Genomic DNA, 15,756 nt, shown 5'->3' with positions numbered 1-15,756 from the left:
GCTCAGGCCGCGCGCTGGCGTTGCCAGTCCACCGCGGCTTTCAGGCGCGCCACCACCTTGCGCACGAAGAGCGGGTCGTCCGCCACGCAGAGTTCCGCGCTGACCCACTCCGGCCAGCCGGCCCCCTGGCGTTCGCGGGCACCCAGCAGGCGCTCGACTTCGTCGCGCACAGCGCGCTCCAGGCGTTCGCTGGCACGATTGCGGGACAGGTGGAGGCGCAGGCAGGCCTGTTTCTCGCGCTCCAGGGCGCGGCGTCGGGACAGCGGCAGTTCGGCAAGGTTGTGGCTCATGATCGGTGCTCCTTGTCGCGCAGGCAGGCGATTTCCGATTACTGTACATCCATACAGTAATCGGAATTGACGACGCTGACAAGGGCTGGCCGGGTAGCGCGAACAAGCGCGTCCGGCACTTCAGAACTGGTATTCGAGGCCCGCCCCGGCATACCAGGACAGGCCTGGCGCCGCTTCGTAATAGCGCCGGTTGCCGTCGCCGACGATGACCGAGCCGACGTACTGGCGGTCGAACAGGTTGTCCAGGCGCACCAGCTGGTGGAAGGTCCAGGCCCCCAGGCGCTGTTCGAAGCGGGTGCGCCAGTTGAATACCGCATAGCTCGGCGCGGCCTTTTCGCTGTTGCTGTCCTCGACGTAGACCTGGCTGCGGTACATGCCTTCCCAGCCCATGCTGATGCCCTCCACGGGCTTCCATACCAGTTCGCCGAACAGGCTGCTTGCCGGCACGCCCGGCAGGTGCTTGCCCTTGCCGATGGTCTTGCCGCCGGCCTCGAAATCCGAATCGTAGGTGGCGGATAGCCGGGTATAGGCCAGGTTGGCGTTCCAGTGCTCGCTCAGTTCGCTCTCCACGCCCAGTTCGAAGCCGCGGCGCAGGGTCTTGCCGGCGTTCTGGTAGCTGGTACGACCGCCGAGGGAGCTGGCGACGACGATCTCGTCCTCGGTGCGGATCTGGAAGATCGCCGCGTTGACCCGCGTATTACCCCACAGGCGCGCCTTCAGCCCGGCTTCGTACTGGCTGCTGGTGGCTGGCTTGAGGCCGAAGTTGAAGACGTCCGGCGCGTTCGCCGCCACCGGCGCATAGGCCATCTCCGCCTGGGTCGGGGTCTCGAAGCCCTTGCCGGCGCTGAGGTAGCCGTGCAGGTCGGGGGTGAAGGCGTACATCACCGAGAACGACGGGGTGTTCTTCCGGTAGCGCCGCGAGCCGCTGGCATCGCCGTTGCTCAGGTAGCGGTCGTCGACCTCCATCTTCATGGTGCTGTGGCGCACCCCGGCCTGCAGGGTCCAGGCGTCGATGGCCCAGCTCGCCTGCAGGTAGGGATCGAGGCTGGTGGCGGTGTCCACCTCGTCGCGACGCAACTCGCCCTTCACGCCGAGCTGGTCGCCGTTGAAGTTCTGGTAGCCGCGGCGGTCGTCGCGGCTCTGGTCGTAGTCGAGGCCGACGGTCAGGTTCAGCTCGCCCGGCGCCTGGCGTACCGGTTGCAGCCAGCGCACGGTGCCACCGTGGAAGTCGCGGTCGAAGTCGATCACCGCGCCATTCCTCTGGCAACGCGGATTACTCTCGCATCCTATCTGCTTGGGTATCGCCTGATACTGCACGACACTGCGCTTGCCCACGTAGGCGTTGACCTGCAAGGTCGCCTCGCCGAAGTAGCGCTCGTAGTTCATCCCGGCCTGCTGGTGGTCGATACTCTTGCGCGTGTCGTACAGCTCGGCGTTGGCGGTGACGGAGCGCGGGTCGTGCTTGTAGGCGTCCCAGGTCTGCCCCAGCGGATCTTCAGTGTCGTTCTGTTCCAGGCTGCTGTAGATCAGCGCCAGGCGGCTGTCGGCGTCGGGCCTGAAGTTGAGCTTGGCGAAGGTCTGGTCGCGGCGCGCGGCGCTGTGGTCGCGGTAGCCGTCGGTGTCCATCCGCGAGGCATCCACCAGGAAACCGACGCCGTCGCCCTCGCCTTCCGTGTACAGGTGGTTGCGGCTCAGGCCATCGCTGCCGACGGTGGTTTCCGCGCCGACTCGCGGGGCGCCCTGGCCGTCGCGGGAGAACATCTGGATCACCCCGCCGGCGTTGCTGCCGTAGATCGTCGAGGCCGGCCCGCGCAGTACCTCGATGCGCTCGGCGACGTCGAGGTTGAGGGTGGCGGCCTGGCCCTGGCCATCCGGGGTGCTCGCCGGGATGCCATCGGCGAGCAGCTTCAGGCCGCGGATGCCGAAGGCCGAGCGGGCGCCGTAGCCGCGCGAGGAGATTTGCAGGTCCTGGGCGTAGTTCTGGCGGTTCTGCACCACCAGGCCGGGTACCCGCGGCAGGACTTCGGAGAGGTTGATGCCGAGTTGGCCGTCGGCGATCTGCCGGCGCTCGACGCTATTCACCGAGAACGGCAGGTCGAAGGTGTCGCTGGGGTTGTAGCTGCCGGTCACCACCATGGGTTCGAGGCTGCGTCGCTCCTCGCCCTGGGCGGCGCAGGCGAAGGCCAGGCCACAGAGGGCCAGGGAACCGGGCAACAGGTGGGAAACGGTGGTAAGGCGGGGTCGGGACGGCATGCAGGGTTCCGCGAATCACAGGTATCGAAGGGGCTTTGCCAAGGGCGGGCGCGTAACCGCCCTTGGCAAAGCCCCTTCCGGGCCGCAGCCCGGAAGGCCGGGAGCCGCATCGGGCTCCCGCTGGGCGGGTCATTGCCTGGGCAGGGCGTAGGCGATGATGTAGTCGCCCATGCGGGTACCGAAGGAGCCGTGTCCGCCAGCGACGATCAGCACGTACTGGCGACCGTCCTTGCCGGTGTAGCTCATCGGCGTGGCCTGGCCGCCGGCCGGCAGGCGCGCCTGCCAGAGCTGCCTGCCGTCCTTCACGTCGTAGGCGCGCAGGTACTGGTCGAGCGTGCCGCTGAGGAAAGCCACGCCGCTGGCGGTGGTGATCGAGCCGCCCATGCTCGGCACGCCGACGGAGAGGCCGATCGGTACCGGGGTGTTGTCGCGGCTGGTGCCGTTCTTGTGCTGCCAGACGACCTTGGCGGTGGTCAGGTCGATACCGGCCACGTCGCCCCAGGACGGCGCCTGGCACGGCAGGCCGAGAGGCGACATGAACGGATGCATGATCACCGCGTAGGGCGCGCCGGTGTTCGGCTGCACGCCGCTGGTCTCACCCTCGCGCTTGCTGCCGGTGGGCACCTTGTCGCGCGGCACCATCTGCGAGACGAAAGCCATGTAGTTGGGGCTGGTGAAGAGAATCTGGCGCACCGGGTCGACCGATACCCCGCCCCAGTTGAACACCCCGACGTTGCCCGGATAGATCAGGCTGCCCTGCTCCGACGGCGGGGTGTACTGGCCCTCGTAGCGCAGCGAGCGGAACTGGATGCGGCAGAGCATCTGGTCGAACGGGCTGCTGCCCCACATGTCGCGCTCGGTCAGCGGCGGGCGCAGCAGGTTGAGGTCGGAACGCGCCTGGGTCGGCGCGGTATGGTCGCCCTCCACCGCCCCCTGCGGCGCCGGCACCTCGCGGATCGGCACGATCGGCGTACCGTCGCGGCGATCCAGCACGTACAGGCTGCCCTGCTTGGTCGGCGCGATCAGCGCCGGCTTGACGCCATCGGCGGTCTTCAGGTCGAGCAGGGTCGGCTGGCTGCCGACGTCCATGTCCCACAGGTCGTGGTGGGTGAACTGGTAGTTCCAGCGCAGCTTGCCGGTGTTCAGGTCGAGAGCCACCAGGCCGGCGCTGAACTTCTCGGCGCCGGGGGTGCGGTTGCCGCCCCACTGGTCGGGCATCTGGTTGCCCAGCGGCAGATAGACCTGGCCGAGCTTCTCGTCGACGCTGGCCAGCGACCACATGTTCGGCGAGTTGCGGGTATAGAACTTGCCGGGGGCCAGGGGCTCGGTCTGGTCCGGGTTACCGCTGTCCCAGTTCCACACCAGTTTGCCGTCGTGCACGTCGAAGGCGCGGATCACCCCGGACGGCTCGTTGGTCGACTCGTTGTCGGTGACGTGACCGCCGATGATCAGCAGGTTGCGGGTGACCGCCGCCGGCGAGGTGGAGTAGTAGCCGCCGGGGGTGAACGGACCGATGCCGGCCTTCAGGTCGACCGCGCCCTTGACCCCGAAGTCCTCGCAGACCTTGCCGTTGTCGGCGTTGATCGCGATCAGGCGGGCGTCGGCGGTGGGCAGGAACAGCCGCCGCGGGCAACTGGCGGCGACCGCCTTGCCGGCCTCGGAGAGCGCGGCCGGCGGCGCGCCGACGTCGCTCCTGGCGTACTGCTCTTCGTCGTAGTAGGAGACGCCACGGCAGGTCATGTGGGCGAAGCCCTTGAAGCCTACCGGGCTCTGGATCTGCGGATCGAAGCGCCAGATTTCCGCGCCGGTGTCCGGGTCGAGGGCCAGCACCTTGCTGTGCGCGGTGCAGGCATAGAGCATGCCGTTGACCTTCAGCGGGGTGTTCTCGTTGGTCAGTTCGAGCGGATCGTCGGCGGTCGGCAGGTCGCCGGTACGAATGCGCCAGGCTTCCTCGAGCTGGCCGACGTTGGCCGGGGTGATCTGCTTCAACGGCGAGTAACGGTCGCCGAACTCGGTACGGCCGTAGGCCTGCCAGTCGCCGTCCGGCATCGCCGGGGCGGTGCTGGTCATGCCGCTGTCGCGGTCGATGCGGCCGACGATCTGTCCGGGATTGGTGAACTGGCTGCCCACCGCGGTGGCGCCGGCCAGGACCACCGCCACGCCCAGCGCCGCGGTGCCCAGCGGCGCCGGACCGTCGGCCAGCAGCGGACGGCGGAACCAGGGCAGCCAGAGCAGCAGGCCGAAGACGAACCACAGGGCCAGGCGCGGCACCAGCTGCCACCAGTCCAGGCCGACTTCCCATAGCGCCCAGACGGTGCTGGCGAACAGCACCAGGGCATACAGGCCCAGCGCCGCGCGCTTGCCCAGCAGCAGCAACAGTCCGCTCAGGGCCAGGCCGATGCCGGCCAGCAGGTAGTACAGCGAGCCACCCAGGCTCGCCAGCTTGATGCCGCCGGCCAGCAGCGCCAGGCCGGACAGCAGGATCAACAGGCCGAGCAGGCTCGGCAGCAGGCGCGATCGACTCCGGTTACCTTCGCTCATCGTCCGGTACTCCGTTCGGGGTTGATGACAGGCATTGCTTGCTCTCCTATTACGTTCTGCACGCAGGGCTGTTCAGCCCGCCGCGCCGCGTTGGGCGGCGCTGAAAAAATGGCCGCTGGCCATGACCGAATCGCGGTTGTCCGAAGCAACAGCCTAGAACACCGTCTGGATCTTGATCCCCGCCACCAGCGCGTTGTCGACCTCGTCGACCCCGCCCGGGCGCTTGATGTACTGCAGGTTCGGCCGCACCGTCAGCCAGTCGGTCACGTGCACCCCGTAGTACAGCTCGGCGTTGTACTCGGTGTCCTGCAGCGGCTGGTACAGCGGGTTGTCGTAGTCGTCGATGCCGTTCACCTGGTTCACCAGGCGCTGGCGCTTCTTCACATCGTCGTTGACGTGGATGCGCGCGATGCCCAGGCCGATGTCGTCCTTCGGCCGCGCATCGAACGGGCCCTTGTAGACCACCCCGAGCTGCTGGTAGTTGTCCACCACGTTGGTCGCCTTGTCGTGGACGGTCAGGTTGGCGAACAGGTTCAACCCGCGCGACGTATCGCCGTTGTGCGACGTGACCTGCTGCTGCGCCACCACCCACCAGCCATGCTTGCTGCCGCGCGACTTGAAGTCGTTGCCGGTCAGCCCCTGCGGCTGGCCGTCGACGTCGTCGTACACGTCGTCGGCCTTCGCCGTGCTGTAGTAGTAGCCCAGCCGGTACTCGCCCGGCAGTTGCTCGGCGCCGACCTTCGGCTGCCAGATCAGCTCCACCGGCAGCAGCGCGCCCTTGGTCCCGCTGCCGCTCATCTTGAAGCCATTGCCGGTCTCCAGGTTCGACGGGTTCTGCTCGTAGGCGCCGACCTGCACGTACCAGTCCGGCGCGAAGTTGTACTTCACCCGCAGCGCCCACTGGCTGACCGGCCAGTTGTACCAGATGCTCCCCGCCCAGTTGCCCACCTGCGAGCCGCAGAAGGCCAGGTTCTGGAAGTCGCAGGGGAAGCTGTTGAAGTCCTCGCCCTCGCCGAAACGGCCGAATTTCACATCCAGCGCGCCGTCGAAGTACTGCTGCTTGAGCCACAGCTGGGTCAGCCGCCAGGTCTGCCCGCGGCCCCAGACCTCCTGCACCGAGCTGATGTGTCCGGCGCGCGGGTCGCCGATGCGATCGTTGGAGAGGTTCTTGCCGTTGCGCTCGGTGACCATGAACTGGAACTCGGTGGCCTTCCAGCCGAAGATCTTCTCCAGGTCCATGTGCACGCCCAGGGCGAACTGGTCGGTGTAGCGCCCGGTCTTGTCGTCGTCATAGCCGCCATCGAGGTTGGCCGCCGCCTCGCCGACGTACTCCAGCTTGAAGTCGTAGCCCTTCTCCAGCAGCTCGGTGCGCTTGCCGCCCCAGTCGCCGAGCATCCATTTCGAATGCGGGTCGAAGGCCTCGGCGGCGTGCGCCGCGTTGCACAGCAGGGAGGCGGACAACAGGCCGCCGGCCACGGGGCGCAGGGCCGGGCGGAGAAGATGGGATTTCACGCGAGCGCTTCCTCGTTGCGAATGGTCGACTGGCCGCGCGCAGCGACCGCTCTACTCCCTCGATAGCCTTGCAAGGAGCAAGGACTCATGAAGAGGGCTCATGAGCTGAGCCAAGCAGAACAATGGTTGATTTGCGAATGATAAGGACTTTGCAGGCAAAGCTGAAACGTTTCAGGTTGGAAAACAGTGTTACGAAAACGATAACGAAGCCCAGCCTCGGCATTCCCACCCTGGAAGCCGGACGCACGGAGAAATGCCGTGAAAGCACGCGAAGCCGGAAACAAACGGAAATCCATGAGCATGGTTCACGTTGTATCCAGAAAGGAATGATCCTCCCCTGCCACCGCGCTCCTCTCGGAACGCCCCCAAAGAGCCAGGCCTCCCTTGAAGGAAGGCCCGGGACGAGCCAGCCCTGCCGGTATCAGACTCGGCTTCCGGCGAATGGACCGGCCCGCCGGCTCAGCGCAGCGGCCGCCAGAGGGTGAAGGCCGCCGGTGGGGTCCAGCCGGCATTCGAGGTGTGCGCCTGCAGGCAGACATAGCGCAGCCCTTCGTAGGTCACTCCGTCGTCCACCCGGTAGGCGTGGTTCAGTTGCCATTGCGGGAACTGCGGGTCGACCTCGCCGCCGCTGGTGCTGGCCTCCAGGCCTTCGCTGGGCAGCGACTGGTTGCCCTGGGTGTCGGTGGCGGTGACGAAATAGCTGTAGCGGGTGTCCGCCGTCAGGCCACTGTCGGTGGAACCCAGCGCGGCGCTCTGGCCGACCATGGCGCCATCGCGATAGAGGCTGTAGTAATCGATCGGGCGCTGCCCGCTGGAGGCGTTCCAGGCCAGTACCAGGCTGGTCTCGCCGCGCTCCAGCAGGCGCAGGCCCTGTGGCGCACGAGGGCGTTCATCGCCGCCCTGCTCGCCGTGGATCAGGCCGGCATAGCGATTGCGGAACTCCCAATTATAGCGCTGGCCGCGCTTGTTCAGGCCGTCGTCCCAGTTCACCGACCAGGTCATCAGGCCCTTGATCGCGTGACCGGCGGCCTCCAGACGGCGAAACGCGTTGCTCACCGCAACGGGGTCGATCACGTAGCCGGTGGCCGCCGCGTCGACGTTGCTCGGCAGGCCGATGGCCAGGCGCTGCGCCGGGATCCGCACGAAGTCGCGGCTGCCGGTGGCCAGGCTCTCGGTGAGGTAATAGAGGAAATCCTCCTTCAGCGCGTCGTTGTTCTGCGCGATCCAGGCGCCCTTGCCACCGTTCGCTTCCTGGACCCACAGGCCGTCGCCGCCCTGGTTGTAGTACTGCGGCGCGATGAAGTCGTAGACGCCTTCCAGGGCCTGCAGGTAGGGCACGTACTTGCCGTTCGTGTGCAGATAGGGGAACTCCGGCGCCATGCTGACGATGAAGTGCTTGCCCTGCCCCGCATAGTGCTCGCGCACCAGTTTGAGGGCCGCCGGCAGCACCCGCTGGTTGTCGGCCAGGTCGATGGCGCTCTGCTCGAGGTCGATGTCCAGGCCGTCGAAGCCGTAGGTTTCCACCAGGCGGACGATCTCGGCGGCCAGCGCCTGCTCCTGGCCGGCATGCAACTCGATGTGCGCGTCGGCGCCACCCAGCGAGATCAGCACCGCGCGGCCCTGGGCGTTGAGCACGCCGACCTGGCGGCGGAACTCCGCGTCGGACAGGTTGTACGGTTGGAAGGTGGGGATGCCGCGCCCTTTCATGAAGGCTACGGCGACCACGTTGTACTCGCTCGGCACGTCTTCCAGCGCGATGTTGGCGAACGAGCCCTGCTGGTAGCCGTCGGCGGCGCCCGCCGGCCAGTTGTGCCAGAAGCCCATGAGTATCTTCTTGCCGGCGATGCTCGGCATAGCCGCCGCGGCGTCTTCGCGGGCCTGGTCCAGCTGGGAAAAGTCGATCCTGGTCATGTAACGCTCCTCGGATGAAGGTAGGAAACGCATCCGGAGGGGCTGCTCGACGAAGCGCCCCGTGGCCGCCGCGAGCGCCTGGGAAAACAGGCACGAGCGTCTACCACGGGGCATTCGGCGTTTGTCGCGATCAGGGCGGGGGCATGGTTGCAGAGACGACGCAAGGCTTCACCTACCACAATTGGCAGAGCCGCGCCGGGCTCAACCGGCTTCGCTGAGCTCGGCGACCACGACTCCGGGAGGGCCTTTCAGCAGTTCCGGGGACAGCAGCAGCTTGGTCCCGCGGATCCCGGCGCCCATCTCCGGCCAGCGGTCGTTCGAGGGCCGCCGCATCGACCAGCAGCGGCATGCCTTCGGACAAGCCGAACGCGGTGATGCCGCCGAACTGCATGCCGGTCAGCTCGGCGGCGACCTCGCGGGCGGCGAACACCCGCAGTTCGACGGACGGCCGGCTGCGTAACGGTAAGCCATGCCGCTCATGCATCGCACGTCTCTTCCGAGGCTGGGAAGCGAGCGAAGAACCCTTCACGCAGTGGCGGCGGTGGCGAGCTAATACGCGTGATAGGGTGGTGCCAGGTCAGGTCGAATGATGCTCGGCCAGGATCGGATACAACGAGGCCACCAGCAGCAGCGCCATCGCTATGTTGAACAGCCGCAGCCAGCGCGGGTCGCGCAACACGTTGCGCAGCATGCTGCCGAAACCGGCCCAGATACCGATGGTCGGCGCGTTGATCACGGCGAAGATCGTCGAGATCACCACCACGTTGGTGAAATAGCCCTGCAGAGGGGTGTAGGTGCTGATGGCGCCGACCGCCATCACCCAGGCCTTCGGGTTGACCCACTGGAACGCTGCCGCGCCCCAGTAGCTCAGCGGCTTGCCGCGCCCCTCCGGGTCGTTGCCGGCCGGGCCGGAAGTGGCGATCTTCCAGGCCAGGTACAGCAGGTAGGCCGCGCCGACGTAGCGCAGGATGGTGTACAGCACCGGGTAGGCCTCGAACACCGTGCCCAGGCCGAAGCCCACCGCCATCACCATGATGAAGAAGCCGCAGCTGATCCCGAGGATATGCGGGATGGAACGGACGAAACCGAAGTTGACCCCCGAGGCCAGCAGCATGGTGTTGTTCGGACCGGGCGTGACGGAGGTGACGAAGGCGAACAGGGAGAACGCCAGCAGCAGATCCACGGAGAGCGACATTCGTTCCATCCTTTGAAGTGGGTGCGGGCAAGACGTTACTCCGCTTCGCCGCCGCGCCAGCGCAACAGTTGCCGAGAAAGTTGCCGTAACACTCCCTACTCGTCACCTCTGCGCGGGCCAACGCGGAAAGCGTGCTCGGCATTGCTCCAGGCCAGCGCGGCGGCCAGGCCGATCAGCGGTAGCAGGGTCCAGGGCAGGATCTCGCTGCCCCAGCGCTGCAGCAGCATGCCGCCCAACGCTCCGCCACCGGCGATGGCCAGGTTCCAGGCCACCACGATCATCGACTGGGCCAGGTCGGCGCCCTCCCCGGCGGCGTCCGCCGAGGCGGTCTGCAGCAGCGTCGCCGCGCCACCGAACGTCAGCCCCCAGAGGGCTAGGCCGGCGAACGCCAGCCAGCTCCAGCGAGCGCCCAGGCACAGCGCCAGCGCCGCCACGGCGAACAGCGCCAGGCTGGCCAGGACCATCCGCCGCAAATGCCGGTCGACCAGTGCGCCGACCAGCCAGATTCCCGCCACCGCGGCGCTGCCGAATACCAGCAGCGCCAGGTCCACCGAGGCGCCCAGGCCGACCTTGGCGAGGAACGGCGCGATATAGGTGTAGAGGATGTTGTGGGCCAGCACCCAGGCGACGATCACCAGCAGTACCGGGCGCACGCCCGGCGTGCGCAGCACCCCGAGCAGGCGCAGGCGCCGCCCGGCCGGTTGGCCAGGGAAGTCCGGCACGCTGCGCAGCACCCAGCCGACCAGCAGCAGCGCGGTCAGCGACAACAGGCCGAAGGCCCAGCGCCAGCCGAGCAGGCCGCCCAGCCAGGTGCCCAGCGGAACACCGAGCGACAGCGCCAGCGGCGCACCGAGCATGGCCACCGCCAGCGCCCGCCCCTGCTGTTCCGGCGGCACCAGGCGCCGCGCGTAGCCAGCCAGCAGGCCCCAGGCGAGGCCGGCGGCGACGCCGCTGCCGAAGCGCGCCAGCAGGGTCAGGCGATAATCCGTGGAGACGGCGGTGAAGCTGTTGCAGACGAAGAAGATCAGCAGCGCCAGCAGCAGCACCCGGCGCCGCCGCCAGCCCTGGGTCAGGCTCGCTGCCGGCAGCGCGGCCAGTAGCGAACCCAGGGCGTAGACACTGACCAGTTGCCCGGCCAGCGCCTCGCTGACCGCCAGCCCCGCGCCTATTTGCGGCAGCAGGCCGGCCGGCAGGGTTTCGCTGAGAATGGCGACGAAGCCGGACATCGCCATCGCCAGCAGCGCGCTCAGCGGCAGCCGCGGCGTCACGGCCGACGCAGCGGCCCCGGTGTTCTCCGGAAATGCTTCGCGACATCCCATCAGCGCACCTCCGCGAAACGGTAGACGGTGTCGCGCAGGTCGTTGACGAAGCGACCCGACATGCCCTCGAACAGGGTGTTGGTGAGCGCCACCACCGACAGTTCGCGGGTCCGGTCGACGAACCAGGAATGCCCATAGGCGCCGCCCCAGCACCAGGTGCCGGGAGACTCCGGCGATTGCGCGATGGCCGGGTCGCGCAGCACGGAGAAGCCCAGGCCGAAGCCGAAACCGGGATTGGCCGGCAGTTCCATGCCGGGCACCTGGTCGCGTCCCATCTTCTCCACCAGGCCAGGCGTCAGCAACGGCGCGCCGCCCTGGCGGAGGATTTCCAGAAGGCGCAGCACGTCGCCGGCGCTGTCGATCATCCCCGCTCCGCCGGACGCATAGGCAGACGGTTCGAAGGTCCGACGCGGCTCGCAGCGGATGCCGACGCTGTCCTCGCCCATCATCCGGCCGGCCTCGCGGTCGGCCAGGCCGGCGGCCCGCCGATAGAGCCACTGCCCCCGGTGCGCCACCAGCACCACCGCCCCCACCAGGCGCTGGTCGGCGACTGCCGCCTCGATCGCCTGATCGACATTTTCCGCCAGGCTGCGGCCTGGCCCTTGTTCGAAACCGCACATGCGGGACTCTCCGCGGATGAAAGATGCGGACAGGCTAAAAGCGCTGCAAAAGCGGAAAAAGACGGATAGAGTTCCGCTCTATCCGGACTTTGATGTCCGTAATCGGAGTCTTGCATGGACAGCCTCAGCGGTTTCACCGTCTTCGTCCGCGTCGCCGAGACCCGCAGCATCGTAGGCGCCGCCCGGACCCTTGGGGTCAGCGCCTCGGCGGTAGGCAAGCGGGTCGCCCGCCTGGAAGAGAAACTCGGCGTGCGCCTGTTCCACCGCAGCACCCGCAGCATCACCCTGACCGCCGAAGGCAGCCTGTTCCTCGAGCGCAGCCGGCGCATCCTGGCCGAGATCGAAGCCACCGAGCTGGAGCTGTCGCAAAGCCGCGAGACCCCGCGCGGGCGCCTGCGGGTCAGCCTGCCGCTGGTCAGCGGGCTGGTCCTGCCGGCGCTCGCCGACTTCATGCAGACCTATCCGGACATCGAGCTCGACCTCGACTTCAGCGATCGCGTGGTGGATGTCGTCGATGAAGGCTTCGACGTGGTACTGCGCACCGGCCAGCCGGTGGATTCGCGGCTGTCCATGCGCGAACTGGGCGAGTTCCAGCTGAAGCTGGTCGGCTCGCCGGGCTACTTCGCCCGCCACGGTACGCCGCGATGCCCGGAAGACCTGCTGCGGCACACCTGCCTGCACTACCGTTTCTCCAGTACCGGCCGGCTCGAGGAATGGCCGCTGCGCCGCGCGGACGGCGAAGCCCCGCCGCAGATCCCGGTGTCGATGGTCTGCAACAACATCGAGACCCGCGTCTGCTTCGCCCTGCGCGACCAGGGCATCGCCTGCCTGCCGGACTTCTCGATCCGCGAGGCGCTGCGCGAAGGACGCCTGGTCAGCGTCCTCGACGCTTTCTGCGAACGCCGTGCGCGGTTCTTCCTGCTCTGGCCGTCCGGCCGCCAGGTCTCGCCCAAGCTGCGCGCCTTCATCGACTTCGTCGCGCCACGGATGATCGCCACACTGGGCTGAGGCGCGCCTGGCAGGGCCGGTCAAGCCGGCGGCAGACAGGATCAAGACCGCGGCGGCGGCCGATCGTCTAATAAGATCATCCATACCTTGCCGGGCCGCATCCATGATCAACATCGAGACGCCGACCTACTACACCGCGACCAAGAAATACGAGCTGTCCTTCCCTTCCCTGGAAACCGATCTGGACGCCGACGTGGTCGTCATAGGCGGTGGCTTCTCCGGCATCAACACCGCGCTGGAACTGGCCGAGCACGGCATCACCGACATCGTCGTGCTGGAGGCCCGCCACCTCGGCTTCGGCGGCACCGGGCGCAACGGCGGGCAGATCATGGCCGGCATCGGCCACGACCTGGAGAAGATCCGCAAGGACGTCGGCGAGGACGGCCTGCGGGCGATCTTCGAGATCAGCGACCTCGGCGCCGACATCATCAAGAACCGCATCGAGAAATACGCCATCGACGCCGACTTCCAGCACGGCTACGGCTACATGGGCTTCAACGCGCGCCAGGCGAAGACCCTGCAGGCCTGGGAAAAGGAATTCCGGTCGCTCGGCTCGGCCCATGAGATCCGTTACCTGCACGGGGCCGAGGTGCGCCAGATCATCGGCTCGGACGCCTATGGCAGCGCCCTGCTGCACATGGGCGGCGGCCACGTGCACTCGCTCAACCTGCTGCTCGGCGAAGCCAAGGCGCTGGCCGGCCTCGGCGCGCGGATCTTCGAATACAGCCCGGCGCTGGAGGTGCGATACGGCGAGCGCATCCGCGTGCGCACGGGCAAGGGCTCGGTCAGCGCGAACAAGCTGCTCTGGGCCTGCGACAGCTTCCTCAACCGGCTCGAACCCGAGCTGCACCGCACCACCATCAATACCTACGCGTTCCAGATGATGACCGAGCCGCTGCCGGACGAACTGATCCAGCGGATCAGCCCGATCCGCGGCGCCTACAGCGACATCCGCCCGGTCATCGACTATTACCGGGTGACCAACGAGAACCGCCTGCTGTTCGGCGCCGCCACGCCCTTCGTCGAACGCATTCCCGGCGACCTCAAGGCCTGGAATCGCAAGCTGATGCTGAAGATCTTCCCCTACCTGGAGAACGTCCGCATCGACCTCGCCTGGGGCGGACCGATGGCCTGCAGCGCCAACCTGTTCCCGCAGATCGGCAGCCTCTCGGGGCGGCCCAACGCGTTCTTCGTCCAGGGCTACTCCGGGTTCGGCGTCACCCCCAGCCACATCGTCTGCAAGGTACTTGCCGAAGGCATGAGCGAAGGCTCGGCGCGCTACGACCTGCTCAGCTCGGTGCGGCGCATCCCGATCCGCGGCAAGGACCACTTCCGCCCGCTGCTGCTCAGCGCGGGCAAGACCTGGCACCAGCTCTCCGGCTACTGGAACGGCCGGCGCTGAAACCTACCTATCACTTCTACAAGGAGCATTCCCATGGCCATTATCGCCATCCGCCACGGCATCACCCTCGACGAACTGGATGCCTGGGGCAGCGTCGCCGACCTCGGTTCGGAGATCCTCGAAGGCGAGGTGAAAGCCTTCGGCAAGATGACCGCCGGAGCCCCCACCGACCCGGTCAGCGCCGCCTACTTCGGCACCACCGCCGGCAGGTTCCGCATGACCTACCCGTTCAGCGAACAGGCCACGGTGGTCAGTGGCGAGGTCCGCCTCACCGACGAGTCCACCGGCCAGAGCACGCTCTACAAGGCCGGCGACAGCTGGTTCGTCAGCAAAGGCACCACGGTGCTCTGGGAGGTTGCCGACGGCGGCTTCGTCAAGCACTACTACGCGGTGGCTTGAGACACCGAAGAGACGGCGAGCCGTTACGCAAGGCGTGCGCCTGCGGCGCGGCCCAACCCTCGATATGTCTCCGTAGGGCTAATAACCGCTCGCGGTTATCCGCCGTGAAATCCGGCGTAACGGCGGATAGCGCCTGCGGCGCTATTCGCCCTACCCGGCGAGCCGTTCCGGCCGGAGACGCTACCCAGCCCTCGACACGCCCCTGAACGGCCGCACCGTCGGGCCGCGGGTTCAGGTGCTCTCCCGCGCCATCAGCTCGAACCCCATGTCCAGCGCGCTATCGCGCACCTCCTTGCCGGCGATCAGCGCCAGCAACTGCTCCGCCGCGCGCCGGCCGATGGCTTCGCGCGGGGTGCGGATGCTGCTCAGGCGCGGGACCATGCAGTCCGAACCGGGCAGGTCGTTGAAACCGAGCACGGCGATCTGCTCCGGCACCTTCACCCCACGGCGCAGGGCCTCCAGCAGCGCACCCTGGGCCAGGTCGTCGTTGCAGAAGAACACCCCGTCGACCTGCGGCTGGCTGGCCAGCAACTGCACGAAGAGCTCGCCGCCGAGGGCCACCGAGGACGGCCGCGGCGTAAGGATTTCCAGCCCTGGGTCGTAGCAGCCGGCCTTTTGCAGGGCGCGGCGGAAACCCTCGCCGCGCAGCAGGGTGCGCTGGTCGAGCTGGGCGCCGATGTAGGCCAGGCGCCTGCGGCCGCGTGCCAGCAGGTGCTCGGCAGCGGCCTCGCCGGCGCGCAACTGTGAGAAGCCGACGCAATTGAGCCCGGCGCCGGAGTCCAGATCCATCATGTACACGCAGGGAATGCCGCTGGCTTCGATCATCCGCCGGGCGCTCTCGGTGCGCTCGAAGCCGGTCAGCAGCAGGCCGCGCGGCTGGTAGGCCAGGTAGTTGCGGATCAGGTCCTCTTCCTCGTTGCGCGAGTAGTGGAAGTTGCCGATCAGCACCTCCAGGCCCTGCGGCCGCAGTACCGCGTGGATCGCCTCGAGGGTCTCGATGAACAGCAGGTTGGCCAGCGACGGCACCAGCACCGCCACGCTGTGGCTTTGCGCCGAGGCCAGCGCGCGCGCCGCGGGGTTGGCCACGTAGCCGAGTTCGCGGGCGGCGTCGCGGACCTTCTGCGCCAGTTCCTCGGCGACGCTGGCGACGCCGCGCAGCGCGCGCGACGCGGTGATCGGGCTGACCCCGGCGCGACGCGCGACTTCGTTGAGGGTGGGACGTCCGGTGGTTCGCGTGTTCTTGTCGTTCTTGGTGATGCTCATCGTGGCCTGCTTGCCAAACAAAATTCCAGGCACTAAGGTAGCG

12 protein-coding genes and 1 pseudogene are annotated in these 15,756 nt (G+C 67.7%); 3 read left to right on the top strand and 10 right to left on the bottom strand.

Going from position 1 to position 15,756, the window contains the following annotated elements:
• Positions 1–2: 2 nt before the first annotated feature.
• The 9 genes and pseudogenes from PSPA7_RS14050 to PSPA7_RS14010 all read right to left on the bottom strand — a co-directional run bounded on the left by PSPA7_RS14050 (position 3) and on the right by PSPA7_RS14010 (position 11,641).
• A complete protein-coding gene (locus tag PSPA7_RS14050; RefSeq protein ID WP_003089338.1) occupies positions 3–290 on the bottom strand; it encodes a hypothetical protein in 288 nt (95 codons plus the stop codon).
• Between the two features lie 120 nt (positions 291–410).
• Entirely contained in the window at positions 411–2,543 is a 2,133-nt protein-coding gene (locus tag PSPA7_RS14045; protein WP_012075732.1) for a TonB-dependent receptor family protein, read from the bottom strand.
• A 129-nt stretch (positions 2,544–2,672) separates the two neighbouring features.
• A complete protein-coding gene (locus PSPA7_RS14040) occupies positions 2,673–5,084 on the bottom strand; it encodes a glucose/quinate/shikimate family membrane-bound PQQ-dependent dehydrogenase (protein WP_012075731.1) in 2,412 nt (803 codons plus the stop codon).
• A 153-nt stretch (positions 5,085–5,237) separates the two neighbouring features.
• Complete coding sequence (gene oprB, locus PSPA7_RS14035; protein ID WP_012075730.1) at positions 5,238–6,596, bottom strand: carbohydrate porin OprB; 1,359 nt, start codon at positions 6,594–6,596, stop codon at positions 5,238–5,240.
• 459 nt (positions 6,597–7,055) lie between these two features.
• On the bottom strand, positions 7,056–8,507 hold the full coding sequence (locus tag PSPA7_RS14030; protein ID WP_012075729.1) for a carbohydrate-binding protein: 1,452 nt from the start codon (positions 8,505–8,507) through the stop codon (positions 7,056–7,058).
• A 201-nt stretch (positions 8,508–8,708) separates the two neighbouring features.
• Positions 8,709–8,934 (bottom strand): annotated as a pseudogene (locus tag PSPA7_RS14025) (YbaK/EbsC family protein); the annotation flags it as partial.
• Positions 8,935–9,084: 150 nt separating this feature from the next.
• Positions 9,085–9,702, bottom strand: coding sequence for a LysE family translocator (locus tag PSPA7_RS14020; RefSeq protein ID WP_003157563.1), 618 nt, complete (start codon positions 9,700–9,702; stop codon positions 9,085–9,087).
• A gap of 95 nt (positions 9,703–9,797) precedes the next feature.
• Positions 9,798–11,021 carry an MFS transporter gene (locus PSPA7_RS14015; RefSeq protein WP_034000321.1) on the bottom strand — a complete coding sequence of 408 codons (1,224 nt, stop codon included), beginning with the start codon at positions 11,019–11,021 and terminating at the stop codon, positions 9,798–9,800.
• The gene (locus PSPA7_RS14010; RefSeq protein ID WP_012075726.1) at positions 11,021–11,641 is read right to left on the bottom strand and encodes a serine hydrolase domain-containing protein; all 621 of its coding nucleotides are present in this window, start codon (positions 11,639–11,641) and stop codon (positions 11,021–11,023) included. Before PSPA7_RS14010 ends, PSPA7_RS14015 begins: the two co-directional genes overlap by 1 nt.
• A gap of 114 nt (positions 11,642–11,755) precedes the next feature.
• Here PSPA7_RS14010 and PSPA7_RS14005 point away from each other — a divergent pair, with 114 nt between their 5' ends.
• From PSPA7_RS14005 to PSPA7_RS13995, 3 genes are all read left to right on the top strand, one after another.
• Complete coding sequence (locus tag PSPA7_RS14005) at positions 11,756–12,649, top strand: LysR family transcriptional regulator (RefSeq protein ID WP_012075725.1); 894 nt, start codon at positions 11,756–11,758, stop codon at positions 12,647–12,649.
• Between the two features lie 103 nt (positions 12,650–12,752).
• Positions 12,753–14,051: an NAD(P)/FAD-dependent oxidoreductase gene (locus tag PSPA7_RS14000; protein ID WP_012075724.1), complete on the top strand. Its 1,299-nt coding sequence runs from the start codon at positions 12,753–12,755 to the stop codon at positions 14,049–14,051.
• A gap of 33 nt (positions 14,052–14,084) precedes the next feature.
• Positions 14,085–14,450: a cupin domain-containing protein gene (locus tag PSPA7_RS13995; RefSeq protein ID WP_003154044.1), complete on the top strand. Its 366-nt coding sequence runs from the start codon at positions 14,085–14,087 to the stop codon at positions 14,448–14,450.
• Between the two features lie 231 nt (positions 14,451–14,681).
• Here PSPA7_RS13995 and gntR read toward each other — a convergent pair whose 3' ends face one another.
• Positions 14,682–15,713, bottom strand: a complete 1,032-nt coding sequence (gntR, locus tag PSPA7_RS13990) for an HTH-type transcriptional regulator GntR (RefSeq protein ID WP_033997594.1) — start codon at positions 15,711–15,713, stop codon at positions 14,682–14,684.
• Between the last annotated feature and the right edge of the window lie 43 nt (positions 15,714–15,756).

The organism is Pseudomonas paraeruginosa PA7 (assembly GCF_000017205.1).
GTDB lineage: Bacteria > Pseudomonadota > Gammaproteobacteria > Pseudomonadales > Pseudomonadaceae > Pseudomonas > Pseudomonas paraeruginosa.
The sequence above is the reverse complement of the archived record's forward strand: the minus strand, read 5'-3'. Positions and strand labels throughout refer to the sequence as shown.